19 protein-coding genes are annotated in these 25,815 nt (G+C 74.0%); 9 read left to right on the top strand and 10 right to left on the bottom strand.

Translation table 11 applies throughout. The features are described from left to right. Window positions 1-3: 3 nt before the first annotated feature. Entirely contained in the window at window positions 4-1,275 is a 1,272-nt protein-coding gene (locus tag C892_RS0126100; protein ID WP_017559625.1) for a GNAT family N-acetyltransferase, read from the top strand. 327 nt (window positions 1,276-1,602) lie between these two features. On the opposite strand, the gene C892_RS0126095 is transcribed toward C892_RS0126100, so the two are convergent. The 5 genes from C892_RS0126095 to C892_RS0126075 all read right to left on the bottom strand — a co-directional run bounded on the left by C892_RS0126095 (window position 1,603) and on the right by C892_RS0126075 (window position 4,760). After that, window positions 1,603-2,070, bottom strand: coding sequence for a ribose-5-phosphate isomerase (locus C892_RS0126095; RefSeq protein ID WP_017559624.1), 468 nt, complete (start codon window positions 2,068-2,070; stop codon window positions 1,603-1,605). 100 nt (window positions 2,071-2,170) lie between these two features. Beyond that, window positions 2,171-2,326, bottom strand: coding sequence for a hypothetical protein (locus C892_RS31940; protein WP_017559623.1), 156 nt, complete (start codon window positions 2,324-2,326; stop codon window positions 2,171-2,173). A gap of 84 nt (window positions 2,327-2,410) precedes the next feature. Further along, window positions 2,411-3,832 carry an aldehyde dehydrogenase family protein gene (locus C892_RS0126085; RefSeq protein WP_017559622.1) on the bottom strand — a complete coding sequence of 474 codons (1,422 nt, stop codon included), beginning with the start codon at window positions 3,830-3,832 and terminating at the stop codon, window positions 2,411-2,413. A gap of 106 nt (window positions 3,833-3,938) precedes the next feature. Continuing rightward, complete coding sequence (locus C892_RS31935) at window positions 3,939-4,103, bottom strand: hypothetical protein (RefSeq protein WP_017541485.1); 165 nt, start codon at window positions 4,101-4,103, stop codon at window positions 3,939-3,941. Between the two features lie 45 nt (window positions 4,104-4,148). Beyond that, complete coding sequence (locus tag C892_RS0126075) at window positions 4,149-4,760, bottom strand: mycothiol-dependent nitroreductase Rv2466c family protein (RefSeq protein ID WP_017541484.1); 612 nt, start codon at window positions 4,758-4,760, stop codon at window positions 4,149-4,151. Window positions 4,761-4,997: 237 nt separating this feature from the next. Here C892_RS0126075 and pepN point away from each other — a divergent pair, with 237 nt between their 5' ends. Next, window positions 4,998-7,547 carry an aminopeptidase N gene (gene pepN / locus C892_RS0126070; protein WP_017559621.1) on the top strand — a complete coding sequence of 850 codons (2,550 nt, stop codon included), beginning with the start codon at window positions 4,998-5,000 and terminating at the stop codon, window positions 7,545-7,547. A 1,453-nt stretch (window positions 7,548-9,000) separates the two neighbouring features. On the opposite strand, the gene malQ is transcribed toward pepN, so the two are convergent. Further along, on the bottom strand, window positions 9,001-11,058 hold the full coding sequence (malQ, locus tag C892_RS0126065) for a 4-alpha-glucanotransferase (RefSeq protein ID WP_017559620.1): 2,058 nt from the start codon (window positions 11,056-11,058) through the stop codon (window positions 9,001-9,003). A 644-nt stretch (window positions 11,059-11,702) separates the two neighbouring features. Between malQ and C892_RS30945 the strand changes: the two genes are divergently transcribed. Next, complete coding sequence (locus C892_RS30945; RefSeq protein ID WP_017559619.1) at window positions 11,703-13,001, top strand: MFS transporter; 1,299 nt, start codon at window positions 11,703-11,705, stop codon at window positions 12,999-13,001. On the opposite strand, the gene C892_RS0126055 is transcribed toward C892_RS30945, so the two are convergent. Then, entirely contained in the window at window positions 12,886-14,319 is a 1,434-nt protein-coding gene (locus C892_RS0126055; RefSeq protein ID WP_026124647.1) for an amidase, read from the bottom strand. The genes C892_RS30945 and C892_RS0126055 overlap by 116 nt on opposite strands. A gap of 254 nt (window positions 14,320-14,573) precedes the next feature. On the opposite strand from C892_RS0126055, the gene C892_RS0126050 reads away from it, so the two are divergent. Both C892_RS0126050 and ilvD read left to right on the top strand, forming a co-directional pair. Continuing rightward, window positions 14,574-15,311 (top strand): nuclease-related domain-containing protein, encoded by a 738-nt coding sequence (locus C892_RS0126050; RefSeq protein WP_017559617.1) that lies wholly within the window; start codon window positions 14,574-14,576, stop codon window positions 15,309-15,311. 277 nt (window positions 15,312-15,588) lie between these two features. Next, on the top strand, window positions 15,589-17,451 hold the full coding sequence (ilvD, locus tag C892_RS0126045) for a dihydroxy-acid dehydratase (RefSeq protein WP_083934479.1): 1,863 nt from the start codon (window positions 15,589-15,591) through the stop codon (window positions 17,449-17,451). A 233-nt stretch (window positions 17,452-17,684) separates the two neighbouring features. Here the strand turns inward: ilvD and C892_RS0126040 are convergent, their stop codons facing one another. After that, complete coding sequence (locus C892_RS0126040) at window positions 17,685-17,891, bottom strand: FmdB family zinc ribbon protein (protein ID WP_017541477.1); 207 nt, start codon at window positions 17,889-17,891, stop codon at window positions 17,685-17,687. 89 nt (window positions 17,892-17,980) lie between these two features. Further along, window positions 17,981-18,481 (bottom strand): HNH endonuclease, encoded by a 501-nt coding sequence (locus C892_RS0126035; protein ID WP_017541476.1) that lies wholly within the window; start codon window positions 18,479-18,481, stop codon window positions 17,981-17,983. A 398-nt stretch (window positions 18,482-18,879) separates the two neighbouring features. On the opposite strand from C892_RS0126035, the gene C892_RS0126030 reads away from it, so the two are divergent. The 4 genes from C892_RS0126030 (at window position 18,880) to C892_RS0126010 (ending at window position 25,199) form a co-directional block, all read left to right on the top strand. Further along, complete coding sequence (locus tag C892_RS0126030; protein ID WP_017559615.1) at window positions 18,880-21,036, top strand: prolyl oligopeptidase family serine peptidase; 2,157 nt, start codon at window positions 18,880-18,882, stop codon at window positions 21,034-21,036. 192 nt (window positions 21,037-21,228) lie between these two features. Further along, complete coding sequence (locus C892_RS0126025) at window positions 21,229-21,717, top strand: acyl-CoA thioesterase (protein ID WP_017541474.1); 489 nt, start codon at window positions 21,229-21,231, stop codon at window positions 21,715-21,717. A 233-nt stretch (window positions 21,718-21,950) separates the two neighbouring features. After that, complete coding sequence (locus C892_RS0126015; RefSeq protein ID WP_017559613.1) at window positions 21,951-22,904, top strand: GNAT family N-acetyltransferase; 954 nt, start codon at window positions 21,951-21,953, stop codon at window positions 22,902-22,904. A gap of 1,038 nt (window positions 22,905-23,942) precedes the next feature. Further along, window positions 23,943-25,199 (top strand): MFS transporter, encoded by a 1,257-nt coding sequence (locus C892_RS0126010; RefSeq protein WP_193374813.1) that lies wholly within the window; start codon window positions 23,943-23,945, stop codon window positions 25,197-25,199. On the opposite strand, the gene C892_RS0126005 is transcribed toward C892_RS0126010, so the two are convergent. Further along, on the bottom strand, window positions 25,180-25,674 hold the full coding sequence (locus tag C892_RS0126005; protein WP_017559611.1) for a globin: 495 nt from the start codon (window positions 25,672-25,674) through the stop codon (window positions 25,180-25,182). The two genes, C892_RS0126010 and C892_RS0126005, sit on opposite strands and share 20 nt — an antisense overlap. Between the last annotated feature and the right edge of the window lie 141 nt (window positions 25,675-25,815).

The raw sequence follows: 25,815 nt of genomic DNA, 5'->3' as shown, positions 1-25,815 counted from the left end.
GTCATGGCAGAGTATGCAGATCCCGGCCGCCCGCACTGGTCGGTCCGGCCCATCGAGTCCGACGAGTTCACCGACTTCGCCCGCGTGTGCGGGACGGCGCTGCTCGCCACCCGCGACCCCGCCGACGAGGGGTTCCGCCGCCCGGTCACCGAGCTGGGGCGCACGCTGGCGGCCTTCGACGGGGACCTCATGGTGGGCACCACCGTGGTGCACCCCTTCACCATGACGCTGCCGGGCGGCCCGCGCCCCGTCGCCGGGGTCTCGGCCGTGGGCGTGTGGCCCACCCACCGGCGCAGGGGCGTGCTGACCGCGCTGATGCGCCGCCAGCTGGCCGACGTCCACGCGGCCGGTGAGAGCGTGGCCGCGCTGTTCGCCTCCGAGGGCGCGATCTACGGCCGCTTCGGGTACGGCCCGGCCAGCCGGGCGATCAGTGCGACCCCGCCGGCGCGGGAGGCGGCGCTGCGCCCGGACGTGCCGCGCGACCCGGCGCTGTCGCTGCGCCTGGGGACGCTGCCCGAGATGCGCAAGGAGATGGAGCGCGTGCACGGCCGGGCGGCCGCGCGGCGCGTCGGGGAGTTCCAGCGCAGCGGGGCCTGGTGGGACCTGCTGCTGCGGGACGAGCCGGGCGGGCGCGAGGGGTACGGCGCCAAGATGTGCGTGGTGGCCGAGGGCCCCTCCGGGCCGCTGGGGTACGCGGTGCACCGCGCCCGGCCGGGCTGGGACGACTTCGAGATGCCCACCGGGCGCATGCAGGTCACGCAGTTCTTCGCCGTGACCCCGGCCGCCGAGGCGCTGCTGTGGGAGCACCTGCTCGGGCGGGACCTGATCCGGGACCTCGAAGTTCCCATGCTCCCCGAGGACACGCCGCTGTTCCACCTGCTCACCGACCGGAACCACATGCGCGCGACGGTCGGCGAGCCGCTGTGGATCCGCCTGGTCGACCTGCCGCGGGCGATGGAGGAGCGCTCCTATGCGGCGGCCGTGGACACGGTGCTGGAGGTGGCCGACCGCGACTGCCCCTGGAACGCGGGCCGGTGGCGCCTGCACGCCGACGGCGCGGGGACGGCGTCGTTCACCCGTGTGCAGGGGGATGCGGGGACCGAGCCGGACCTGGTGGTGGACGTGGCCCCGCTGGGAGCGGCCTACCTCGGCTCGACCAGGCTCGCCTCCTACGTCGCGGCCGGCATGGCCGAGGAGCGGACCCCTGGGGCGGCCGCGAGGCTGGACGTGGCCCTGACGATCGACCACGAGCCGTTCTGCTCGGTGATCTTCTAGGCCGCGCCCGGAACCGCGCGGGCCGAGGGCCTCACCCCGAGCACGGTGGCCGGTTCCGCCTGCGGACCGGCCACCGCCGTCCGGCCGAACGGGGCGGCGTTCCGAAAGGTGTGACGCTCTCGGCGCTTTTCAGCGGCCGCCAACCGTATTACCGTCGCTGCAGGACGTCGCCCCGGCCGATTTCCGGGGACGTCCCGCCCGGCGGGTCCGCTCCCCGGCAGCGCAGCGGGCCCGCCGATCGCCGACGGAGGCCGGCCCCGGTGCCGTGATGAGGCCCCGTGAAGGGGCGCCCCCCTGAAGGGGCGCCGCGGCGGCGCTACGGGGACGCTACGGAAGCGGCGGCAGCTCGCCGGTCTCCTCGTAGCGGCTTAGCATGTCGATGCGGCGGGTGTGCCGCTCCTGCCCGCTGTAGGGCGTCTCCAGGAAGCGCTCCACCAGGCGGGTGGCCTCCTCCAGGCTGTGCATGCGCGCACCGATCGCGACCACGTTGGCGTCGTTGTGCTCGCGCCCCAGCACCGCCGTCTCCTCGCTCCAGGCCAGCGCCGCGCGCACGCCCTTCACCTTGTTCGCGGCGATCTGCTCGCCGTTGCCGGAGCCGCCGATGACGATCCCCAGGGAGCCCGGGTCGGAGGCCACGCCCTCGGCGGCGCGCAGCACGAAGGGCGGGTAGTCGTCGACGGCGTCGTAGACGGCGGGACCGGCGTCGGCGACCTCGTGGCCGTGCTCCTTGAGCCAGGCGACCAGGTGCTCTTTCAGCTCGTAACCCGCGTGATCGGAACCAAGATAAACTCGCACGCCCCTAGTGTGGCAGGTCAGCGGCGCAGGAACGCCGCGGCCCGCCCCTCCCCGGACGCACCGGGGCGGAGCGGGCCGCTGCAGGCCGCGTCGGCCCGCCTCAGAACACCAGGGTGCCGTTGGCGGCGTAGGCGACGCCCAGGCCCAGGGCCGCGAACAGGGCCATGGACAGGATCGCCACCACGTTCGTGACGACCATGGCCTTGACGTCCTTGCTCAGCGGACCGGCCTTGGACACTTCGGGCTTGCTGCTCACGTCACACCTCGACTGGGGAACCGGGACAAAACGCCACCGATCATCCTATGCGGCCGCCCCAGGTGCCCCGTCCGGCCCCACCCGTCACCGCTGGATGGCCTTGACCTCGCAGAACTCGTCCAGGCCGTGCAGGCCCCACTCCCGGCCCACACCGGACTGCTTGTAGCCGCCGAACGGGGCGAGCGGGTTCACCCCGCCGCCGTTGACCTGGACCTGCCCGGCGCGCAGCCGGCGGGCCACCCGCATGGCGCGGTCGGCGTCGCCGGACCACACCCCGGCCGCCAGCCCGTACTCGGTGTCGTTGGCGATGCGCACGGCCTCCTCCTCGTCGTCGTAGCCGATGACGACCAGGACGGGGCCGAAGATCTCCTCCCGGGCGATGCGCATGTCGTTGGTGACGTCGGCGAAGACGGTGGGGCGCACGTAGTAGCCGCGCTCCAGGCCCTCGGGGGCCCCGGCGCCCCCGGCGACCAGCCGCGCACCCTCGGCCGAGCCCGTCTCGATGTACTCCAGCACCCGCTCGCGCTGCTGGGCCGAGACGACCGGGCCCATCCGGGTCCCCGCGTCGGCGGGGTCGCCCGGGGCGTACTTGGCGGCGGCCTCGGCGGCCAGGGCGACCGCCTCGTCGTAGCGGGCGCGGGGCACGAGCATCCGGGTCAGGGCGTTGCAGCTCTGCCCGGTGTTGCGCATCACGTCGGCCACGCCGGCCTTGACGGCGGCGGGCAGGTCGGCGTCGTCGAGGAGCACGTTGGGCGACTTGCCGCCCAGCTCCAGGGCGACCTTCTTCACGGTCGCGGCGGCGACCTCGCTCACCCGCTTGCCGGCGCGGCCGGAGCCGGTGAAGGAGACCATGTCCACCTCAGGGTGCGCGGCGATGGCCTCCCCGACCTCCGGGCCGGTGCCGGTGACCAGGTTGAACACGCCGGCCGGCAGGCCCGCCTCGTGCAGCGCCTCGGCGAGGTCGTAGGCGCTGAGCGGGGCGACCTCGCTGGGCTTGAGCACCACGGTGTTGCCGGCGAGCATCGCCGGGACCACCTTGAGCACCACCTGGTGCAGGGGGTAGTTCCACGGCGTGATGGCGCCGACCACCCCGAAGGGCTCGCGCACCACCACCGAGCTGCCCACCTCCTCACCGGTGAAGTAGCGCTCGCCCACCTGGTCGACCAGGTCCAGGAAGGTGGAGAACATCAGCAGGGGCAGGCCGATCTGCACCTTGGCCGCGAAGCGCAGCGGCGCGCCCACGTCGGCGGCCATGGTGGCCGCCATCGTGTCGGCCCGGCCGCGCAGCAGGTCCAGGGCCTTGCCCAGGGCGGCGCGGCGCTCGGCCACGGGCAGGTCCGACCAGGCCGGGAAGGCGGCGCGGGCCGCGCGCACGGCGCGGTCGGCGTCGGCCGCGGCCCCGGCGGGCACGGCGTCGATGACCTCCTCGGTCGCCGGGTTGACGACGTCGATGGAGGTGTCGGAGGCGGAAGGCGTCCAGGCGCCGTCGATGTAGAGGGATCGCATGCCGCCCACCTTCCCAGAACGCTGTTAGGTTAATCCGTCCGGCCCCTCCGCACGGACGTCCCGGGCCGCCCGAACGCGGGCGGCCCGGGGCACGGGGCTCGGGCGCTCAGCCCCAGTGGGGAGGCCGGTCCTCCAGCAGGCGCGCCAGGTCGTCCTCTTCCCGCTCCCCCCACGACGAGCCGCGCTCGTCGTCGGTGATGTCGGGAAGGACGGGTGGCCCGTCGTCGAAGTCCGACAGGTCGACCCGCCGCTCGTCGTCAGGTCCGCTCATCGCCGGTCCTCCCGGTGCTGGTCTCGGTACGGGTTCGGGTGGTCGTCAGTCGAAGACGGGCTCGCGGGTGCGGCTGCGCTTCAGCTCGAAGAAGCCGTCGGTTCCGGCGACCAGGAGCACGCCGTCCCACAGCCGTCCGGCCGCCTCGCCCTTGGGCGCGGGGGTCACCACCGGGCCGAAGAAGGACACCCCCTCGACGGAGATCACCGGGGTGCCGACCTCCTGGCCGACACGGTCGATCCCGTCCTGGTGGGAGGCGCGCAGGGCCTCATCGTAATCGGAGGACTCCGCGGCGTCCGCCAGGTCGGCCGGAAGGTCGAGCTCCTTGAGGGCGTCGCGCACCGGCCCGATGCCCAGCTCCTCCCCCTGCACATGGAACCGGTTGCCCAGCGCCGTGTAGAGGTCGCCCACGACCTCGTTGCCGAAGCGCTGCTCGGCCGCGGTCGCGACCCGCACCGGCCCCCAGGCGGTGGTGAGCATCTCGCGGTAGCGCTCGGGCAGGTCCTCGCGGCCCTCGTTCAGCACCGCCAGGCTCATCACGTGCCAGCGGGCCCGGACCGGCCGGACCTTCTCGACCTCCAGCAGCCACCGCGAGGCCAGCCAGGCCCACGGGCACGCCGGATCGAACCAGAAGTCCACGGTCTTGGTGTCGCTCATCGCTTCGCCCTCGTCTCAGGGTCGTCGTCGCTGCGGGGGTCGCTCGGGCGGCCCAGGGCCGCCCGTGCACCACAACCCCGCCACCGCGCGCGGCATTCCGGTTCCGCATACGCGGCCGGGAAGTGGCAGGATCAACGGCGGAAACCGAATCACGTGGGCCGCCGGAGGCGCACCGCGCTCCGGGGGCCGTTTGTCGAGTCCGGCCGGCGATGCCGGCGGCCGGGAAGGGAGCGGTACGTGGCGGGCAATCTGACACGCGACGAGGCACGCGAGCGCGCAAGGCTCCTCGACGTCGCCTCCTACGACGTCGAGCTCGACCTGACCACCGGTGACGCGACGTTCACGTCCACCACGGCGATCCGCTTCGACTGCAGCGAGCCCGGGGCGTCCACGTTCGTGGACCTGGTGGCGCCCGAGGTGGAGTCGGTGGAGCTCAACGGACGCTCCCTGGACCCCGCCCGCGTCTTCGACGGCGGGCGCATCGCCCTGGAGGGCCTGGAGGCGCAGAACGAGCTGAAGGTGGTCGCCCAGGCGGCCTACATGCGCACCGGCGAGGGCCTGCACCGGTTCGTCGACCCGGTCGACGGCAAGGTCTACCTGTACACCCAGTTCGAGACCTCCGACGCGCACCGGATGTACACCTGCTTCGACCAGCCGGACCTGAAGGCCCGGTTCACGCTCTCGGTGACCGCTCCCGCGGACTTCGAGGTGGTCTCCAACAGCGCGCCGGACACCGAGCGCGCGCCGGTCGAGGGACGCGATGACGCGGTGCGCTGGCACTTCCCGGCCACCGAACCGATCTCCACCTACATCACCGCGCTCATCGCCGGGCCGTACCACGTGGAACGCGACTCCCACGACGGCATCCCGCTGGGCGTCTTCTGCCGCGCCTCGCTGGCCGAGCACCTGGACGCCGACGCCATCTTCGAGGTCACCAAGCAGGGCTTCGACTTCTACCACCGCGTCTTCGGGATGCGGTACCCCTTCGGCAAGTACGACCAGCTGTTCGTGCCCGAGTTCAACGCCGGGGCGATGGAGAACGCCGGCGCCGTCACCTTCCTGGAGGACTACGTCTTCCGCTCCCGGGTCACCGACGCCCGCTACGAGCGGCGCGCCGAGACGATCCTGCACGAGATGGCGCACATGTGGTTCGGCGACCTGGTCACCATGCGCTGGTGGGACGACCTGTGGCTGAACGAGTCCTTCGCCACCTACTCCAGCGTGCACTGCCAGGCCGAGGCCACCAAGTGGACCGATGCCTGGACCACCTTCGCCAACGTGGAGAAGGCCTGGGCGCTGCGCCAGGACCAGCTGCCCTCCACCCACCCCATCGCCGCCGACATCCCCGACATGCAGGCGGTGGAGGTCAACTTCGACGGCATCACCTACGCCAAGGGCGCCTCGGTGCTCAAGCAGCTGGTGGCCTACGTGGGCGTGGACGCGTTCTTCGCCGGGGTGCGGGAGTACTTCAAGGAGCACGCCTACGGCAACACCGAGCTCTCGGACCTGCTGCGGCAGCTGGAGCGCGCGTCGGGCCGCGACCTGTCGGACTGGTCCCGGCAGTGGCTGGAGACCGCCGGGGTCAACACCATGCGCCCGGAGTTCGCCACCGACGACGAGGACCGCTTCACCTCCTTCGCGGTGCTCCAGGAGGCCGCCGAGGACTACCCGACGCTGCGCGACCACCGCCTGGCGGTCGGCCTGTACGACCGCACCGACGCGGGCATCGTCCGCCGCCGCCGGGTGGAGCTGGACGTGAGCGGGGCCCGCACCGAGGTGCCCGGCCTGGTCGGCGAGAAGCGCCCGGACCTGGTGCTCATCAACGACGACGACCTGACGTTCACCAAGGTCCGCCTGGACGACCGGTCGCTGCGCACCGTGGTGGAGGGCGTCGGGGAGATCACCGGGTCGCTGCCGCGCGCGCTGTGCTTCTCGGCGGCCTGGGACATGACCCGCGACGCGGAGATGGCCGCCCGCGACTACGTCCGCCTGGTCGAGTCGGGCATCGGCGGCGTGAACGACGTGTCGGTGGCGCAGATGCTGCTGCGCCAGGCCGTGTCGGCGCTGGTGAACTACGCCGACCCGGAGTGGGCGCCGACCGGGTTCGAGCTGCTGGCCGACCGGCTGCGCGACCTGCTGACCGCCGCCGAGCCCGGCAGCGACCTGCAGCTGGTCTACGCGCACGGGTTCGCCGACGCCGCGATCTCCGACGCCCACCTGTCGCTGCTCCAGGGGCTGCTGGACGGCGCCCTGGAGGTCGAGGGGCTGACCGTCGACACCGACCTGCGCTGGACGCTGCTGCGCCGCCTGGTGGCGCGCGGCAAGGCCGGCGAGGAGGAGATCACCACGGAGCTGGCGGCCGACAACACGGCCACCGGCCAGCGGCACGCGGCCGGCTGCCGGGCGGCGATCCCGACCTCTGAGGCGAAGGCCGCGGCCTGGGACCGGATCACCTCCGGCGACATGGCCAACGCCGAGTTCCGGGCCACGCTGCTGGGCTTCACCGAGCCTTCCCAGGCCGAGCTGTTCCGGCCCTATGTCGAGCCGTACTTCGCGCGGCTGAACGAGGCCTGGGAGAAGTGGACCAAGGAGTTCGCGCAGTCCTTCGCCGAGATCGCCTACCCGAGGCACCTCGTCGAGGAGCAGACCCTGCGCCGGACGGACGCCTACATCGAGGCGCAGTCCCCGGCGCCGGCGCTGCACCGCCTGCTGATCGAGGGCCGCGCCACCGTCGAGCGGGCGCTGCGCGCCCGCCGGCGCGACGCCGAGGCCGGCGCCGCAGAGTGACCGCGGCTGGGGCCGCGGCCGCGGGACCCCGGTGACACCTGACGGCGGGGAGGGGCACCGGCCCTTCCCCGCTCACGGCCCCCGGCCGGGTACCGGGCCGCCGGGGTGCCAGGGGAAGGGCGGCGACGAGAAGGGGGCTCTTTCCTCGGCGCTGCCGGTCGGCCGCCCGGCCTCTCGCGGTCCAGGGACAGCGGCAACGACGGCACGGCAGGTACCCCGCTCACGCCCGTTTGCCGGGCGCCGGGCCTCTCGCGGTCCGGGCAGGGCGCGTGGTGGGGCCGGGTGTCGCCGACCCGCGCCTGCGGCGCCCCGCCCGGCCCGCGCCGGGCGCCCCCTTCGACCAGTACCCCCTTCTGACCTGGGCGAATACGCGCCGTCACAGTTCGGGGAGGGTGGAAGCGCGCCGATCGACGCCCCACGGCGGCTCCCGGGCGCGATCCCGGCCAGACCAGAACGGGATTCGGTTCCACGGTGCCCGCAATGCCCCTAATTGTCCGCCTGTCGAGAGGGGGCGGGCGGAGGGGCAGGGGCGGGGCGCCCGCCTGCCCCGGGTCTCGCGCCGCCGCCGACCCGCCTCCGGCTACCCCGAGTGACCGGGGGCGCCGCAAACGGGGCCGGGGTGCCGATAGAAGGAGCGTCGGGCACCGAATCCGGTTCTGGTCTGGCCGCCGCCGTACACCCGCCCGGTCCCGGGCGGCGCTCCGGGCGCGCGCGAGGCCCGCACCCCCGTGCGATCCGGACGAACGGGACGCCCGGCGGGCCCGATCCGCCGGAGACCGCCCCGGGAGGTCCCGTTCTCCATCGAGAGCGGTGATGTCGCCACCCGATTGCACATTGCGTGGCGATATCACCACTCTCGATGCCCAAACACCGCCTCACGCGCCCGGTATGCCCGGAACGCGAACAGCGAGGGGCCCTTCCAAGGCCAAGGCGGCGGGCCACCCGGCAGCCGACCGCCGGCGCCGGGGAACCGCCCCGCCTCCTCGTCGCCGCCCTTCCCCTGACACCCCGGCGACCCGGCGCCCGGCCAGCAGGCGTGAGCGGGGCACCGGCCGTGCCGTCGTCGCCGCTGTCCCCGGACCGCGAGAAGCCCGGCGGCCGACAAGCAGGGCCGGGGAACCGCTATGCCTTGTCGTCGCCGCCCATCTCCCAGCACCGAAGGGTGCCGACGCCCGGCAAGCAGCCCGGAGTGGGGCACCAGCTGTCCCGTCGTTGCCGCTGTTCCCGGACCGCGAAAGGCCCGGCGGCCGACCACCAAGCCCGGGGAACCACCGCTCCTCTTCATCGCCGCCCTTCCCCTGGCGCCCCGCCGACCCGCCGCCCGGCAAGCAGCCATGAGCGGGGCACAGGCTGTCCCGCCGTTGCCGCCCTCTCCCTGGCACCGAAGGGCCCCGCCGCCCCGGTCGAGGCGCGTGAGCGGGGCACCTGCTGCGCTGCCCCCTCCGCTGCCGGCTCAGCCGCCCCGGCACAGGCCGGCCGTGACCGGCTGGAGGGCGCGGCGCACCGCCGCCGACAGGTGCGGGTCGGCGAACAGCTCGTCCAGCAGTACCGGCTCGCCCTCGGCACTGGTCAGGGGCATCCGCCAGTTGGGGTACTCGGTCGAGGTACCCGGCTGGTTCTGCATGCGCCGGTCCCCCACCAGGTCGGTCAGCGCCAGGCCGACCAGCCGGGCCGGGGTTCGGGCCAGGTAGGCGTGCAGCGCCGCCACCACCGTGGACGGCGAGGAGACCGGGTCCACGTCCGCGTCCAGCAGGCCCAGCTCCACCAGGCGCCGGCGCCAGGCCTCCACCTGGGCCTCGGCCTCGGCCCGCTCCTCGGCCACCGGGCGCTTGAGCAGCCCCAGCCGGTCGCGCAGCTCCACGTGCTCGGCCGTCAGGAAGGAGGCCACCGGGGGCAGGTCGTGGGTGGCGACGGTGGCCATGCACTCGCGCCGCCAGTCCTCGGGCCGCTTGGGCGCCCCCTCCTCGTCGCGCTCGAACCACAGCACCGAGGTGCCCAGCACGCCCCGGTCGGCCAGGTGCTCGCGCACCCACGGCTCCACCGTGCCCAGGTCCTCGCCGATGACCAGGGCGCCGCTCTCGCGCGCGGTGAGCAGCAGCGACCCCACCATGCCCTCGTGGTCGTAGCGCACGTAGGCGCCCTCGGAGGGGTCGGCGCCCTCGGGGATCCACCACAGCCGGAACAGGCCCATGACGTGGTCGGCGCGCACGCCCCCGGCGTGCCGCATCGACTGGCGCAGGGTCTGGCGGAAGGGGCCGTACCCCTCCTCGGCCAGTCGCACCGGGTGCCACGGCGGCTGCGACCAGTCCTGCCCCTGCTGGTTGAAGGCGTCCGGCGGGGCGCCCACGCTCACCCCCTCGACCAGGGTTCCGCGGTACATCCAGGCGTCGGCGCCGCCCGAGCGCACGCCCACCGCCAGGTCGTGCACGATCCCCACGGGCATGCCGGCGGCGCGGGCGCTGGCCTGGGCGGCGGCCAGCTGGTCGTCGATCACCCACTGCATCCAGCGGTGGAAGTCGACCTCGGGCCAGCGGCGCAGGGCGCGGGCCCCCACCTCCTGGCCGGCCACGTCGCGCAGCTCCGGCGGCCAGGACCGGTAGTCGGGGCCGTGCTCCTCGGCCAGGGAGCACCAGGTGGCGTACTCCACCAGCGGGGCGCCTTCGCGCTCCAGGTAGGCCTGGAAGGCGGCCTCGCGGGCGGGCGAGCGCGGCACCTGGTACAAGGCCTCCAGGGCGGCGCGCTTGGCGCTCCAGACGGCGTCCCGGTCCAGGAGGTCGGCGGTGCGCCCGCGCTCGCGCAGGGGACGGGCCAGGCGCTGCACGGCCTCGCGCTGGGTGGGGTCGAGCCGGGTGTACTCGGGGACGTCCTCGACCCGGATGTAGAGCGGGCTGGAGTAGCGGCGGCTGACCGGCAGATAGGGAGAGGGCTCGAGGGGGATCTCCGGCTCGGTGGCGTGCACCGGGTTGACGGCGGTGAAGGCCGCGCCCAGGTCGCGGGCGCTCCAGTCGGCCAGCTCGGCCAGGTCCCGCAGGTCGCCCAGGCCCCAGGACGCGCGCGAGCGCACCGAGTACAGCTGAGCGGTCAGGCCCCAGGCCCGCCGGTCGCCCAGGGCGGGCGGGGGGTCCAGGCGGTCGGGCACCACGAGCAGCGGGGCGCTCTGCGCCACGCCCCCGCACTCGGCGTGCAGGGAGTGCACCCCGGTGGGCAGGTCGGGGCCGGGGCGGGCCCATCCGCCGTCGGCCAGCTCGACCCAGGCACGGGTGCCGTCGGGCAGCGGCAGGCGGGGCGAGCGGCCGGAGCGTGCCACCACGGCGGGCGGCAGCATGCGGCGGGCCTGGTCGGCCCAGTGGGCCTCCAGGGAGGCGCGCGGGTCGGAGGCGTCCACCCCCAGGGCGGCCAGCACGTGGCGGAGGGTGTCGGCACCGACCCGCACCCGGCGGCCCCGCCAGTCCTCATAGGTGGTCGCAACGCCGTGCTCTTCGGCCAGCCGGGCCAGGTCCGCATCGCTCACAGCACACGATGATGCCGCATGGAGGGCCCTTCGGGCCTTGAACGCCATGCACCGTTCGGGACCGGAACGGACCGGATCCGGGTCCGGTTCGGCCTGCGGAGGGGGTTCGCCGCGTTCTGGGCCGGTGGCCGGAACCGCCGCGGCCGGGGGTCACGGTCCGGCGCGGGCCCGCGCTCCGCCCGCTCACCGGCCGTCGCTCCGGGGGCGGAGCGGGGGCGAGGAGCGGGCCGCCTCTGCGTCGGGGCAGGTCATGAGGTCGGCACCGGTGACCACCGCCCCTCCCCCGCCGCCTCCGCCCTCCCGGGCGGATCCTCGCCCGGCGGTGGGAGGGGCTCCGGACCACCGACCGGCGATGTCCGTTCTGTCCGGAACCCGAAGAGGACGCGCACAGCGCCGCCGCGGACCGCGCCCCCTGCCTCCGGGTTCCCCTGCTCGGCCCCGCATGCGAACCGTGCCGGGAACCGGACGCCCGACCGGCCGCCCCCAGCGGCGACGCCCGGCGACCGCACCGGCCGCGGAGCCGAGCGGTCCGGTGCCGCCCTCTCAGGCCCCGTGCACGGTCGGTCCGAACATGTGAACAGATCCTTCTACCCCAAACATGGGACCCTTTAACAATAGGACGAATCGTGTGATTGAGTAGGGCAATGCTCCAGTCCTACCGACGGCTGTTCGCCGTGCCCCATCTCGGGTCACTGCTCTTCTGGTCGCTGGCGGCGCGCATGCACATCGCGGGCATGCCGATCGCGGTCACCTTCCTGGTGGCCGGCTGGACCGGCTCCTACGGACTGGCCGGCCTGGTCGCCGGCGGGCTGACGGTGGGAACCGCGCTCGGCGGGCCGATCCGCGGGCGGATGGCCGACAACCGCCCCAACGACCGCCTGCTGCTGATGTCGGCCCTGGTCTACGGCCTCGGTCTGGGCTCGATGGCGCTCCTGCCGGCCGGGCTGTGGTGGGCCTCGCTGCCGCTGGCCGTGGTCACCGGCGTCTTCCAGCCGCCCGCCACCCAGATCGGCCGCTCGCTGTGGCCGCGCATCACCTCCGGGCCCACGCGGCAGTCCATGTTCGCCGCCGAGGCGACCCTGCAGGAGCTGCTGTTCATCGTGGGGCCGCTGCTGGCCGCGGCCGTGGTGGGCCTGGGCGGCGGCCGGGTCGGGCTGCTCACCCTGGGCGCCGTCGCCTGCACCGGCGCGGTCGGCTTCGCGCTCGCGCTGCGCCGGGCCGGGCACACCCGCCCCGCCCGCGACGCCGGGGCCGAGGCCTCCCCGGACGCGGCCCCGCGCCGCACGCTTCTGGCCGACCCCCGCCTGCTGGTGGTGATCGGCGTGGTCATGCTGATGGTCGCCGGGCTCGGCTCGGTCGACCTGGCCATGGTGGCCTGGGCCCGGGAACTGGGCACCCCCGGCTATGCCGGCGGGCTGATGGCGGTCTACGCCTTCGGTTCGCTGGTCGGCGGGCTGATCGCGGGCACCGTGGCGGGGCCGCCGCGGATCGCGCTGCGGGCGTTCGGCGCCGCCGCCGGGGCCGCGCTGCTCGTCCCGCTCCTGCCGCCGGTCCTGGAGCTGCCGACCCCCTGGCTGCTGACCCCGGTGCTGTTCGCGGCAGGCCTGGCGATCGCCCCCACCGTCGCCGCCGTCACCGAGCGCCTGGGCGACCTGGCCCCGCCGGACCGGCGCGGCGAGGCCTACGGCTGGATGACCACCGCCACCACCGGCGGCATCGCGCTGGCCTCGCCCCTGACCGGCTGGCTGATCGACCACGGCGGGGTGGCCCTGGGGGTGGCCGGGGCCGCCGCCCTGGCCACCCTCGCCGCGCTGCTCAGCCTCGGGATCAGGACTCCAGGACGGACAGGTCCGGACGGCGGTCCGCCCACGGGCGGGCCCGCTCCAGCTGGGCCGACAGGGACAGCAGCAGGCCCTCCTCCCCCATCCGCCCCGTCAGCATGACGCCGACCGGCAGGCCCCCGGGGGTCCAGTGCAGCGGCACGCTCACCGAGGGCTGGCCGGTCACGTTGAACATGGAGGTGTAGGGGGTGAACGCCGACATCCGGGCGAACTCCTCGCGCGGGTCCTCGGCCGCGAAGTGGCCCACCGGCGCCGGGAGCTGCGCCAGGGTGGGGCACAGCAGCGCGTCGTAGGCCTCCAGGCGCGGCATCGCCCGGCGCACCGCCGCCTGAATGCCGCCGGTGGCGCGCATGTAGTCCTCCACCGAGGCCGCGCGGGCCTGCGCCCGCATGCCGCGGGTCAGGGGGCGCAGCCGCGCCTCGTCCTCCTCGGGAACCGGGGTGGCCACCGCCATGCCCGCCCAGACCACCTCGAACATGCGCAGCAGCGAGGCCTCGAAGGGCGGATCGACCTCCTCGACCTCGTGGCCGAGGGAGGCCAGCAGCCGGGAGGCCTCCTCGTAGCCGTCGGCGGCCTCGGGCGCGAGCCGGGCGCCGGGCACCGGCGGCGCCGAGAAGCGGCCGATGCGCAGCCGCCCCGGCTCGGAGCGGGCGTGGTCCAGGAAGGTGCGCCCGTCGGCGGAGGGCGGCGCGGCGAAGTAGTCGCCGGGCGCCCCGCCGGCCATGGCGTCGAGCAGCGCGGCGGCGTCGGCCACGGTGCGGGCCAGCGGCCCGCTGGTGGACAGGCCGATGTAGTCGGGCTGGAGCGGGGCGTTGGTGATCCGGCCCCGGGTCGGCTTGAGGCCGAACAGCCCGCAGACCGAGGCCGGGATGCGGATGGACCCGCCGCCGTCGCTGGCGTGCGCGGCCGGGGCCAGCCCCGCGGCGACGGCCGCCGCGGCACCGCCGCTGGACCCGCCGGCCGAGCGGGAGGGGTCCCAGGGGGTGCGGGCGGGCGGCGCGACGTCGTTCTCGGTGTAGCAGGGGACCCCGAACTCGGGGGTGTTGGTCTTGCCGGTGAGCACCGTTCCGGCCGTGCGCAGCCGGGCCGCGACGTCGGCGTCGACGTCGGCGGTGCGCTCGGCGAAGGCGGCGGACCCGGAGGTCCAGCGCACGCCCGCCACCGGTGTGAGGTCCTTGACCGGGACCGGGACGCCCAGCAGCGGGGGCAGCGCCTCCGGCGTGTCGTGGACGACCCGTTTCTCCGCATTCCGGGCTTGTTCGCGTGCGATTTCCCCGGTGACCGTAATGAAGGCCCCCAGCGCGGGGCCGTACCGCTCGATCCGGTCCAGGTAGTGGTCGGCGATCTCCACCGGGGAGAGCTCCCGGCGGCGCACCGCCGCGGCCTGCTCCAGCGCCGTCAAGTCGTGAATCTGACCCATGGTCGAAGCCTAGACCCCGGGTGCGGCGGCACCGACCTGGGAACATCTCTAGAGAGGCTGGCCGAAAGGTAAGCCTTCCCTGATATAACCCCGAGGACACGCGTGCACCCGGAATCCACCGGGGAAGAAAAGTGTGAGTTTCAATGGACTAGGACTCGCATATGGATCGAACTACTCTTTCCGATGTGGAATCGGCAACCAGTGAGAAGGACGGCGCACAGCGCCAGGAGACGGCTTCCCCGGCGCCTTTCTTCGTGCCGGCGGGAAGGACGCCCAACCGTACGGCGGGCCCCGAAGGCGCGGCCCGGACGACCTATGGCGATCTGCTCACTTCCAAGGACGCACGCCGCTGGGCCGTTCGCGGAGCCGCCGCGCTCCTGGTCGGCCTGGCGACCGGACTCCTCACCGGCGACTGGCGCATCGGTGCCACGTTCGCCGCGGGCACCCTGGTCGGATTCATCGTGTACACCTCCCGGCGGCACTCGGAGGTGCCGCGGTGGCGCAAGCCCTCCATGGCCCAGCGGCGCACCGAGGCGCAGCTGCGCGTGATGAAGAAGGTGGGCTACCAGGTGCTGCACGCCCGCGAGGTGCCCGGCGGCAACGGGCAGATCGACCACTTCATCGTGGGACGGCGCGGGGCGTTCGCCATCGACTCCGAGTCGTGGGACAAGCGGCTCCCGCTCCGCAACAAGCTGGAGAAGCTCTACCACGGGCGGTTCTCCAAGAACGAGCGCATCGACGAGGCGCTGACCGAGGCGCGCGAGGCCGAGCGGCTGATCAGCGAGGAGCTGGGGCGGCAGGTCACGGTGCGGGCGGCGCTGGCGATCTACGGCCCGGGCATGCCCTGGGACAGCCACAACCTGCGCGGTGTGGACATCATCCAGGGCCAGAAGGTGCGCAAGTGGCTGCGCTCGGGCAAGAGCAGGCTCACCGAGAAGGAGATCGAGGAGATCCACCGGGCGGCACAGAAGGTGCTGCCGGCGCGGTACTGACGGCGCCCGGCGGACGCCGGGGGCCGCCGGGCGCCGCGGCGCGCACCGAGGACACGACAGCGACGGCCAGAGCGACGAGACGAAACGGGCGGCGCCGGTCGGGACCGGTCCGCGAGGGGCGGGGCGCAGGCCCCGCCCCTCCTTCGTGCCCCGCCACGACCGCCGCCACCTCCCTACGTCTCATTATTCGGACGTCCGATCTTCTGTACCGAGACACGAGCAGGGGGCGCACGGGGCTAAGATCGACGGAAGAGCACGTATCGATCGGGAGCATCCCATGCCAGAACTCCGCTCACGCACGGTCACCCACGGCAGGAACATGGTCGGCGCGCGCGCCCTCATGCGCGCCACGGGGGTAGAGCGCGAGGACTTCGGCAAGCCGATCGTGGCCGTGGCCAACAGCTTCACCCAGTTCGTCCCCGGGCACGTGCACCTGCGCGAGGTCGCCGACGTGGTCGCCGGCGGGGTGCGCGAGGCCGGAGGCGTGCCCCGCGAGTTCAACACCATCGCCGTGGACGACGGCATCGCCATGGGCCACGGCGGCATGCTGTACTCGCTGCCCAGCCGCGAGGTCATCGCCGACGCGGTGGAGTACATGGTCAACGCGCACTGCGCGGACGCCCTGGTGTGCGTGTCCAACTGCGACAAGATCACCCCGGGCATGCTGCTGGCGGCGATGCGGCTGAACATCCCCACCGTCTTCGTCTCCGGCGGCCCGATGGAGGCCGGGCGCGTCACCGTGGTCGAGGGCACCGCCACCAAGGAGCGCAAGCTCGACCTGATCAACCCGATGATCGCCTCGGCCGACGAGAGCGTCTCGGACGAGGAGCTGGCCGAGCTGGAGGAGGCCGCCTGCCCCACCTGCGGCTCTTGCTCGGGCATGTTCACCGCCAACTCGATGAACTGCCTGACCGAGGCGATCGGGCTGGCCCTGCCGGGCAACGGCACCGTGCTGGCCACCCACGTGGCGCGCAAGCGGCTCTACGAGGACGCCGGGCGGCTGGTCGTGGACGTGGCGCGGCGCTACTACCAGGACGACGACGAATCGGTGCTGCCGCTGTCGGTGGCCTCCCCGGCCGCGTTCGGCAACGCCATGGCGCTCGACATCGCCATGGGCGGGTCCACCAACACCATCCTGCACCTGCTGGCGGCGGCCACCGAGGGCGGCGTCGAATTCGGCCTGCCGGAGATCGACGCGATGTCCCGCAAGGTGCCCTGCCTGTGCAAGGTGGCGCCGAACACGGAGAAGTACCACATCGAGGACGTGCACCGGGCCGGGGGCATCCCCGCGATCCTGGGCGAACTGGCCCGCGGCGGGCTCATCGACACCTCGCTGCCCACCGTGCACGGCATGACCGTGGGCGAGTGCCTGGCGCAGTGGGACATCGCCGAGCCCACGGTGTCCCCCGAGGCGGTGGAGCTGTTCCACGCCGCCCCGGGCGGGCGGCGCACCACCAAGGCCTACTCCCAGGACGTGCGGTGGGACAGCCTGGACACCGACCGCGCCGAGGGGTGCATCCGCTCGGTCGAGCACGCCTACAGCGCCGACGGCGGGCTGGCGGTGCTCTACGGCAACCTGGCCGCCGACGGCGCCGTGGTCAAGACGGCGGGCGTGGACGAGGAGCTGATGACCTTCAGCGGCCCGGCGAAGGTCTTCGAGAGCCAGGAGGACGCGGTCGACGGCATCCTGGGCAAGCGCGTGGAGCCGGGCGACGTGGTCGTCATCCGCTACGAGGGCCCCAAGGGCGGCCCGGGCATGCAGGAGATGCTGTACCCGACCAGCTTCCTGAAGGGGCGCGGCCTGGGCAAGGCGTGCGCCCTGGTCACCGACGGGCGCTTCTCCGGCGGCACCTCGGGCCTGTCCATCGGCCACGCCTCCCCCGAGGCGGCGGCCGGCGGCGACATCGCCCTGGTCGAGGACGGGGACCTGGTCAGCATCGACATCCCGAACCGGGGCCTGGTGCTGGAGGTGCCCGAGGACGAGCTGGCCGCCCGGCGCGAGCGGCTGCTCAAGGAGCTGGGCGGGTTCAAGCCGCGCGCCCGCGAGCGGAAGGTGACCCCGGCCCTGCGCGCGTACGCGGCCATGGCCACCTCCGCCTCCACCGGCGCCGCCCGCGACGTCACCCAGGTCGAGGGCTGAACCCCCGGGTCGCCTGCGGGCCGTGCGGTCCGCAGGCGGCCGCCCCGCAGGGCGGCCGGCTCCCTTGCGTGGATCGACAGTGGTGGTACCACCACTGTCGAAGCGTCCGGTGAGCCGACGAAGAACCCGCTAGGACCGTCTCCAGAAGTCCTGCGGGGAGGTCGGGCGCTGTGGGGACCCGCGAGGCCTCCGGCCCCTTCGGGGTCCGGGCGCCGGGGCGGGCGGGGGCGGGCTCAGCCTCCGCCGCAGCAACCGCCTCCGCAGCAGCCGCCGGACGGGGCCGGGGACTCGGCCACTCCCCCGACCGCCACACGGGACAGCAGCTTCACCGTGTCGCCGTGGCCGTCGGGGCAGGGCGCCGGGGCGCCCGACTCGGCCATCGGACGGGTCAGCTCGAAGGTGGTGCCGCACGCGCGGCAGGCGTACTCGTATCGGGGCATGGCCGCATCCTAGCCGGGCCGGCCTGGCCCGCCGGGGCGGCCGGGCCGGGCGGGACGCCGGTTGAGGCCCCGCCCGGCCGCCCGTGCGGTCAGGCCGCCTGACGTGTCATGTACGGCGCCCACTGGGGGTCGCCGTGCTGCTCGCCGTTGATCAGCCGCCAGTGCAGGCCGCGCGGCACCGTGGGGGTCACGTTGAGCCTCCACCCCAGCTCGTCCAGGAGCCGGTCGGCCTTGCGGTGGTTGCACGGCTTGCACGAGGCCACCACGTTCTCCCACACGTGCGCGCCTCCCCTGGAGCGCGGGACCACGTGGTCGATGGTCTCGGCCCGCTTGCCGCAATAGGCGCAGTGGTGCCCGTCCCGGCGCATGAGCGCGACCCTGGTGAGGGGGATCCGCCTGCGGTACGGGACCCGGATGTAGCGGTGCAGCCGGATCACCGACGGCACCGAGAGCACCGTCGACGCCGAGTGGAGCACCGCGCCCGCGGCGTCGCCGTGCACCACCTCGGCCTTGTCCCGCAGCACCAGGAGCACCGCGCGGCGCAGCGGGAGCGTGGTCAGCGGCTCATAGCTGGCATTGAGCAGCAGCACGTGGCGGCTTACCGGACCGCCCTCCGTTCCGAGCGCGGCCCTCATACCGTCACCCCGGACCTGCGTGTCTCTACCCCGGCCAGCCGATCGGCCAGCCAGGAGACCTCCTTGTGGGCCGGCCTGACGACCGGCGCTGTCGACTCTTCCACACGGACCTCCCGTGGGTGGTTCCCGCCGAGTGACGTCCCGCAATCAGTTTGCTTTGTCCGACCGCTCCCCCGCCACCCCGTTTCTCACCGGCGACGGCGGTCCACTGGGCTCCGATAATCGCGCAGACGGCCCCCGCCGTCCGGGAAGCGCGCCGACCGGAACGGCTTTGCGGCCGCGTCCGGCCGTCCTGAGGGGGGACACACACGGGGGGTCACCGCCCGTGGGGCCCCCTTAAGTAGAGTTCGGGCATGCCTGATCTCCGCTACCCGCCGGCCGAGCGCCAGGACCTGGTGGACGAGCTGCACGGGATGCGCGTCGCCGACCCCTACCGGTGGCTGGAGGACCCCGAGTCCGCACGCACCAAGGAGTGGTCCCAGGCCCAGGACGCGCTCTTCGCAGCCGCCGCAGAGGGCTTCACCGGCCAGGAGGGGTTCGCCGCCGACATCCGGGGCCTGCTGTCGGCCGGGTACACCGGCCCGCCGGTCTGGCGCGGCGACCGCTCCTTCTCCATCCGGCGCGCCCCCGACGCCGAGCACGGCGTGCTGGTGACCTCGGCCCCCGGGGAGGGCGAGCGGGTGCTCGTCGACCCCGGCGCCCTGGACCCGACGGGCACCACCACGCTCGACTACTGGCGGCCCGACCGGGAGGGCCGGCTGCTGGCCTACCTCCTCTCCGAGGGCGGGGACGAGGAACCGCTGCTGCGGGTGATGGACGTGGTCACCGGGCGGACCGTGGACGGCCCCATCGACCGGTGCCGGTACTCGCCGGTGGCGTGGCTGCCCGGCGGAGAGGCCTTCTACTACGTGCGGCGCCTGCCTCCCGAGGCGGTTCCCGAGGACGAGCGGCAGTACCACCGGCGGGTGTACCTGCACCGGGTGGGCGCCCCCGTCGAGTCGGACACCGCGGTGTTCGGCGAGGGCCGGAAGATGACCGACTACTTCGGTGTCGCGGTCGGCCGCGACGGGCGCCACCTGCTGCTGACCGCCTCTGAGGGCACCTCCCCCAGCAACGACGCCTGGATCGCCGACCTGAGCGAGGGGCCGCCGGAGGCGCCGCGGCTGCGCCCGGTCCAGGTGGGCGTGGACGCCGAGGCCTCCCCGCACGTGGGCAGGGACGGGCGGCTGTACCTGTTCACCGACCGGGACGCACCGCGCGGCCGGCTGTGCGTGTGCGACCCGGCCGCGCCCGGAGCGGAGAACTGGCGCCCCCTCATCGGCCCCGACCCCGAGGCGGTGCTGGACGACTACGCGCTGCTCGACGGGCCGGGCCTGGACCGGCCCCAGGTGGTGGCCTCCTGGCGGCGGCACGCGATCAGCGAGGTCACCCGGCACGACCTGGAGACCGGTGAGCTGCTGGAGACCGTGCGGCTGCCCGGCCTGGGCAGCGTGGGCGGGCTGATGGACCGGCCCGAGGGCGGACACGAGGTGTGGTTCACCTACACCGACCCCACCACCCCCGTCGGCGTGCACCGGCTGGACGCGCGCACCGGGCAGGTGGAGCGGTGGGCGTCGGCGCCCGGCGCGGACGGGCTGGACCTGCCCGCGGTCCGCACCGAACAGGTGGTGACCGCCTCCCGGGACGGCACACCGGTGCGGATGCTGGTGGTGCGCCCCGACGACGGCGACGACCGGCCGCGCCCCACGGTGCTGTACGGGTACGGGGGCTTCTCCATCTCCATGACGCCCGGCTACTCGGCCACGGTGCTGGCCTGGGTGCGGGCCGGGGGCGCCTACGCGGTGGCCAACCTGCGCGGCGGCCTGGAGGAGGGCGAGGAGTGGCACCGGGCGGGGATGCTCGGGGCCAAGCAGAACGTGTTCGACGACTGCGTCGCCGCCGCGGAGCACCTGGTGGCCTCGGGCACCGCACGCGCGGACGGGCTGGCGGTGATGGGCGGCAGCAACGGCGGCCTGCTGGTGGGCGCGGCCGTCACGCAGCGCCCGGACCTGTTCTCGGCCGCCGTGTCGTCGGCCCCGCTGCTGGACATGGTGCGCTATGAGCGGTTCGGGCTCGGGCGGCTGTGGAGCGTGGAGTACGGCAGCGCCGACGTGCCCGAGGAGCTGGAGTGGCTGCTGGCCTACTCGCCCTACCACCGGGTGCGCGAGGGGGTGCGCTACCCGGCGACGCTGTTCACGGTCTTCGACAACGACACCCGGGTGGACCCGCTGCACGCGCGCAAGATGTGCGCGGCGATGCAGCACGCGACGTCGGCGCCGCCGCAGGAGCGCCCGGTGCTGCTGCGCCGGGAGGCGCAGGTGGGGCACAGCGCCCGCTCGGTCAGCCGCAGCGTCGCCCTCAACGCCCACCAGCTGGCGTTCCTGGCCCGGTACACCGGTGTGGAGGCGGGGGCCGCGGTGCAGGGCACGCCGGAGACGGCCCAGGCGGACCCGCTGCTCAAGGGCGGCTGACCCCGGTACGGCCGCCGTCCCCGCCCTCTCCTCTCCGGCGGCGCCGCACCGGAGCGGTACGGCAGGGGCGGCGGCCCGGCCGGGCGCCTCCGCGGCGAGCGGGAGCCGCCGACCGGTCGGTCTGCCACCCCCGATACCCTGGGATGCCGTGCCCGGACGGGCCTAACGAGTCGGACCAGGGGGGACGGAAGAGTGCTGGACACGGGGACGCGGACACCGGACGCGCACACCGCCGACGACGAGGGCGGCGCCGCGCCGGCGAAGGGCGGGCGCCACGTGCACCACGCCCAGGTGCGCTTCGCCGACCTGGACCCGCTCAACCACGTGAACAACGTGCAGATGCTGACCTACCTGGAGGACGCCCGGGTCGCGTTCCTGCGGTGGGACTCCGCCGACGGGCCCGCCGGGGACGGCGGCACGCTCGGCGCCATGGTGGTGGCCCGGCACGAGGTCGACTACGTCGCCCCGCTGCTGATGCGGCGGGAGCCGGTGCGCGTGGAGACCCGTGTCACCGAGGTCCGGCGGGCCAGCTTCCGGCTGGCCTACGAGATCCTCGACGACGAGCGGGTCTACCTGCGCGCCGAGTCCGTCATCGTCGCCTACGACCTGGACCGGCAGCGCTCGCGCCGGCTCACCCCCGCCGAGCTGGAGTACCTGGAGGGCTACCTGGACCCGGCCTGAGGGCGCGTGGGCCGCCTCCTCGTCCGCGACTGGCAGGCCCCGCAGCGCGCCCTGGAGATCCAGACGGCCCTGCGCCTGCACACCCTGCTGCACGGCGGCGCGGACATGGACGGCGACGGGTGGTGAGGATGGGGCCGCTTCGAGGCCGAGGAGCCGTGGCTTCCGGATCCTGCGGTTGCAGCCCCCGGAAAAGGAATCGACAGGCCTGCCGCGGCTTGCCACAGTGATTCGCCATGGCACCCTTCGAGGTTCTGACGGCTGCGGACGTGCAGCTCATGCAAGAGGTGGCGCAGCGTGTGACGGCCGTGCGCCCGGACCTGCTGAACAGCGACGCGACGTTCGGCGAACTCGCGTGGAACTGGGGAAAGGGGCACGCCGCCGAGGGCGCCTTCTGGCCGCGCAGACTGTGGTTCTCCGGCGGGGAACCGGTGGCCTGGGGGTGGGCGCGGCTCCCGCACCGAGTCGTGCGCAACGACGGGTCGGTCAAGGACGTCACGGACGCCTCCCTGACCTATCTGGTGCACCCCGACCATGCCGGGCTGATCGACGAGGTCATCGAGTGGTACGAGGGCGTGGCGGTAGGGACCGACCGCACGGTGGTACCGAGCGCCGCCGACGGGTTCGCCCTGGAACGGTGGGCCGCGCACGGCTACAGGACCGACCCTGCCTCGCTCGGCGACACCGGTGACTGGACGCAGCTGAACGAGCGGGACCTCGGCGAGCTGGAGCATCCGGTGCTCCCCGACGGCTTCCGGTTCCGGACCGCCGACGAGGCGGGGGCGGAGGCGGCGGTCCGGGCCCACGTGGACGCCTGGGCCCCGTCTGCGTACACGGCCGAAAGCTACAGGGGCGTCCGGGGGACGGCGCCGTACCGCGGCGACCTGCACGTCCTGGTCGAGGCACCGGACGGGACGATGGCCTGCTCGACCATCATGTGGCTGGACGAGGCGAACGCGACCGCGGAGTTCGAGCCGGTCGGGACGCATCCGGACTACCGGAGACGGGGGCTCGGCAGGGCGATGCTCCTGCACGGGATGCACCTGGCACGGGAGGCGGGGGCCGGGCACGTGACGGTCGCCTGCCTGGGAGCACCGGGCCACCCGGCAGCGCGGGGCCTGTTCATGAGCGTCGGCTTCCGAGAGCTGTCCCGGGATGCGCCACTCATCAAGCCCGCGTCTGCGGAGTGACCGCAGCTCCCACTGGAAGGGGGCGGTCGGCTCCTGACCACGAATCGAGAGTGGTGACATCACCACTTGATCGCACATTCAGTGGCGATATCACCACTCTCGATCGCCCGGCGAACCATGCGTAGCCGACCACAGAACAAAAAGCCCAGCGGTAGAGCGCCCGAGCCGGTCTGAGCTGCTGCGGACCACAGGAATCGATAGGAAACGGCCGACCGGACGGCTCCAGAAAGCACTCGGATCGAGAACGTCAGCGCTACAAATCCCCCGAGGCCGCCGCACCGGCACAAGGCCGACACCACGACGAACTCCGCGGGCCCCGCGTGACCATTCGGAGAGTGGTCACCACAACCCTGCCCCTCCTGGCATCAGGAGCAGTCATGCTTCCGCACGGCGTACAGTTCCGCAGTGACTGTCCCCGCGCGTGCGGGGAGCCGAGTCCGCGGTGCCGCCGTAGCCGAAGAGCCGGGGCCATTCCTACGGCGCGGGACTCGCACCGGAATGGAAGGCCTCGCGAAGACCACACCCGGCCCATTCCCACGGGCGTGAGCCTCGCCGACTGTCGATCCGGTCGTGTCCGCCGGCGTGGTGGAGCCCTCCGGGCCCCGGCCGCCCGCATCGACACCCCCGTTGATCTCGGGAGAGTCGGGGTAATACCGGCGAGTATTACCCGACTCTCCCGAGATCAACAGCGAGGAGGGGGCGCGCACCCAGGGCGGGGGCGCCGACCACGCTGCAGCGGTCGCACCGCTCACAAGGACGCGGCCGATAGCTCCACCACCCCAGCGGACACGACCGTCGATCCGCATGGCGCCGGAGAATCATCCGGGAGCGGCGCAAGGCCGATATCGAGTCCATCCAGTCCTGGGAACCATCCCCGCGCGTGCGGGGAGCGGTCACTGACCTGGGGGTCGTCGTCTTCGGGGCGCTCTTCTGCGCCACTTTACGTGTCCCGGCCCTTCGCCACCTGACGAATGCCCACCACCCTCGTCGGCGAACCCGGTCGCCTGCGCTCGGCGCCGCCCCTCCTAGGCTGGCCGGGTGCGGGTACGGAATCGTTGGGTCATCCTGTGCATCAGCATGGTGGCGCAGATCGCCAGCGTCGCCGCCATGTACGGGGTCCCCTACGTCCTCCCCCACCTCCGGGACGCCTACGGGCTGTCGACCGCCCAGGCCGGGATGCTGGTCGGGCTTCCCGCGTTCGGGCTGCTCATCACGCTGCTCGCCTGGGGCGTCGTCATCGACCGGGTCGGCGAGCGCCCCACCATGGCCCTCAGCCTGGCGCTGACCGCCGGTTCGCTCACCCTGCTCCCCCTCGCCTCCGGCCCCTGGACACTCGGCGGCGTACTTCTTCTCTCCGGCGCCGCCGGCGGGCCGGTGAACGCGGCGAGCGGGCGCCTCATCCTGTCCTGGTTCGCCGCCCGCGAGCGCGGCCTGGCCATGGGCATCCGGCAGTCCGCCCTGCCCCTGGGCATGGGCCTCTCCGCCGTCGTCCTGCCCAGCGCCGCCGAGCACTGGGGATTCATCGGTGCGATGCTGCTCCCCGCCGCCCTGGCCGCGGTCGCCGCCCCCGCCGTGCTGCTGCTGTCGGCACCCCCGGGGTCGCCGGAGCCCGCGTCGTCCCCGGCGCCCCCTCCATCCCCCTCAAAGCGCACCGCCACGGACGAGGAGGCCGGGAAGCACACGGGCGAGGCGGGAGCCGAAGACCCCGCGCCCCGCCCCCGGCACGCCTCCCCCTACCGCGCTCCGACCATCTGGCGGGTGCACGGGGTGAGCATGCTGCTGGGCGTCCCGCAGATCTCCCTCATGGCCTACGCCCTGGTCTACCTCGTCCAGGAGCACGGCTGGTCCGGCCCGGCCGCCGGCGCCGTGGTGGCCGCCGCGCAGGTCCCCGGCGCCGCCGGCCGGCTGCTGCTCGGCCTGCGCTCGGACCGCACCGGCGAGCGGATGCGCCCGGTGCGCACGCTCGCCTCGGTCTCGACCTGCTGCCTGCTGCTCCTGGCCACCGCGCCCGCGCAGGCCCCCTGGACCGCTGTGCCGCTGCTGCTGGTGTGCCTGGTGCTGTCGATGAGCCACAACGGGCTCACCTTCACCTCGGTGGCCGAGATCGCCGGGACCACGTGGGCAGGACGGGCGCTCGCCACGCAGAACTGGCTCCAGGCCGTCAGCACCACGCTCACCCCGGTGCTGATGGCGCCGGTGATCGAAACGGCGGGGCTGCCCGCCGTGTTCGCCGCCTGCGCGGTCTTCGCGGCGGCGGCCGTGGCCGCCGTCCCGGTCACTTCAAGGAGATCGTGACCGTCTCGCCGCCGCCGTCGTCGTCGCGGTCGTCGCGCGCGGCGGCCTCCGACGCGGAGGCGACGGTGATCCCGGTGGGGTCCTCGACCTGCGGCCGGTCCTCCTCCTCGGGCACGTTCACCATGCTGTGCGCGGCGTAGACCAGGTACTCCCACAGCCGGGCGTCGAGTTCCCGGGGCAGTTCGAGGGAGTCCACGGCGGCGCGCATGTGCTCCAGCCAGCGGTCGCGCTCGGCCGCGCCGATCCGGAACGGGAAGTGGCGCATCCGCAGCCGCGGGTGCCCGCGCTGCTCGGAGTAGGTGCGCGGCCCGCCCCAGTACTGCATGAGGAACAGGCGCAGGCGCTCCTCGGCCGGGCCCAGGTCTTCCTCCGGGTACATCGCCCGGAGCACCGGGTCGCCGGCGACCCCCTCGTAGAAGCGGCGGACGAGGCGGGTGAACGCCTCCTCGCCGCCGACGGCGTCGTAGAACGTCACTTGGTCATCGCGCGCGGAAGTCATAATCGGCTGCCAGCTTATGCGCACCTGCCGCCGAGGGCGAGTCCGGCGGCGGACGGTGCGGGGGTCGGGAAGGAACGGGAAAGGAACGGCCGCGTGCCCGCGAACGGCACGCGGCGG

The organism is Nocardiopsis baichengensis YIM 90130, from assembly GCF_000341205.1.
GTDB lineage: Bacteria > Actinomycetota > Actinomycetes > Streptosporangiales > Streptosporangiaceae > Nocardiopsis_A > Nocardiopsis_A halophila.
This window is presented reverse-complemented; position numbering and strand designations above follow the sequence as displayed.

What these genes read in the sequence shown, in the direction of transcription:
- C892_RS0126040 (WP_017541477.1), bottom strand. Translation starts at nt 17,891, where the DNA reads ATGCCCCGATACGAGTACGCCTGCCGCGCGTGCGGCACCACCTTCGAG.
- ilvD (WP_083934479.1), top strand. Translation starts at nt 15,589, where the DNA reads ATGCCAGAACTCCGCTCACGCACGGTCACCCACGGCAGGAACATGGTC.
- C892_RS0126100 (WP_017559625.1), top strand. Translation starts at nt 4, where the DNA reads ATGGCAGAGTATGCAGATCCCGGCCGCCCGCACTGGTCGGTCCGGCCC.
- C892_RS0126030 (WP_017559615.1), top strand. Translation starts at nt 18,880, where the DNA reads ATGCCTGATCTCCGCTACCCGCCGGCCGAGCGCCAGGACCTGGTGGAC.
- C892_RS30945 (WP_017559619.1), top strand. Translation starts at nt 11,703, where the DNA reads ATGCTCCAGTCCTACCGACGGCTGTTCGCCGTGCCCCATCTCGGGTCA.
- C892_RS0126085 (WP_017559622.1), bottom strand. Translation starts at nt 3,832, where the DNA reads ATGCGATCCCTCTACATCGACGGCGCCTGGACGCCTTCCGCCTCCGAC.
- C892_RS0126055 (WP_026124647.1), bottom strand. Translation starts at nt 14,319, where the DNA reads ATGGGTCAGATTCACGACTTGACGGCGCTGGAGCAGGCCGCGGCGGTG.
- C892_RS0126075 (WP_017541484.1), bottom strand. Translation starts at nt 4,760, where the DNA reads ATGAGCGACACCAAGACCGTGGACTTCTGGTTCGATCCGGCGTGCCCG.
- C892_RS0126015 (WP_017559613.1), top strand. Translation starts at nt 21,951, where the DNA reads ATGGCACCCTTCGAGGTTCTGACGGCTGCGGACGTGCAGCTCATGCAA.
- C892_RS31935 (WP_017541485.1), bottom strand. Translation starts at nt 4,103, where the DNA reads ATGAGCGGACCTGACGACGAGCGGCGGGTCGACCTGTCGGACTTCGAC.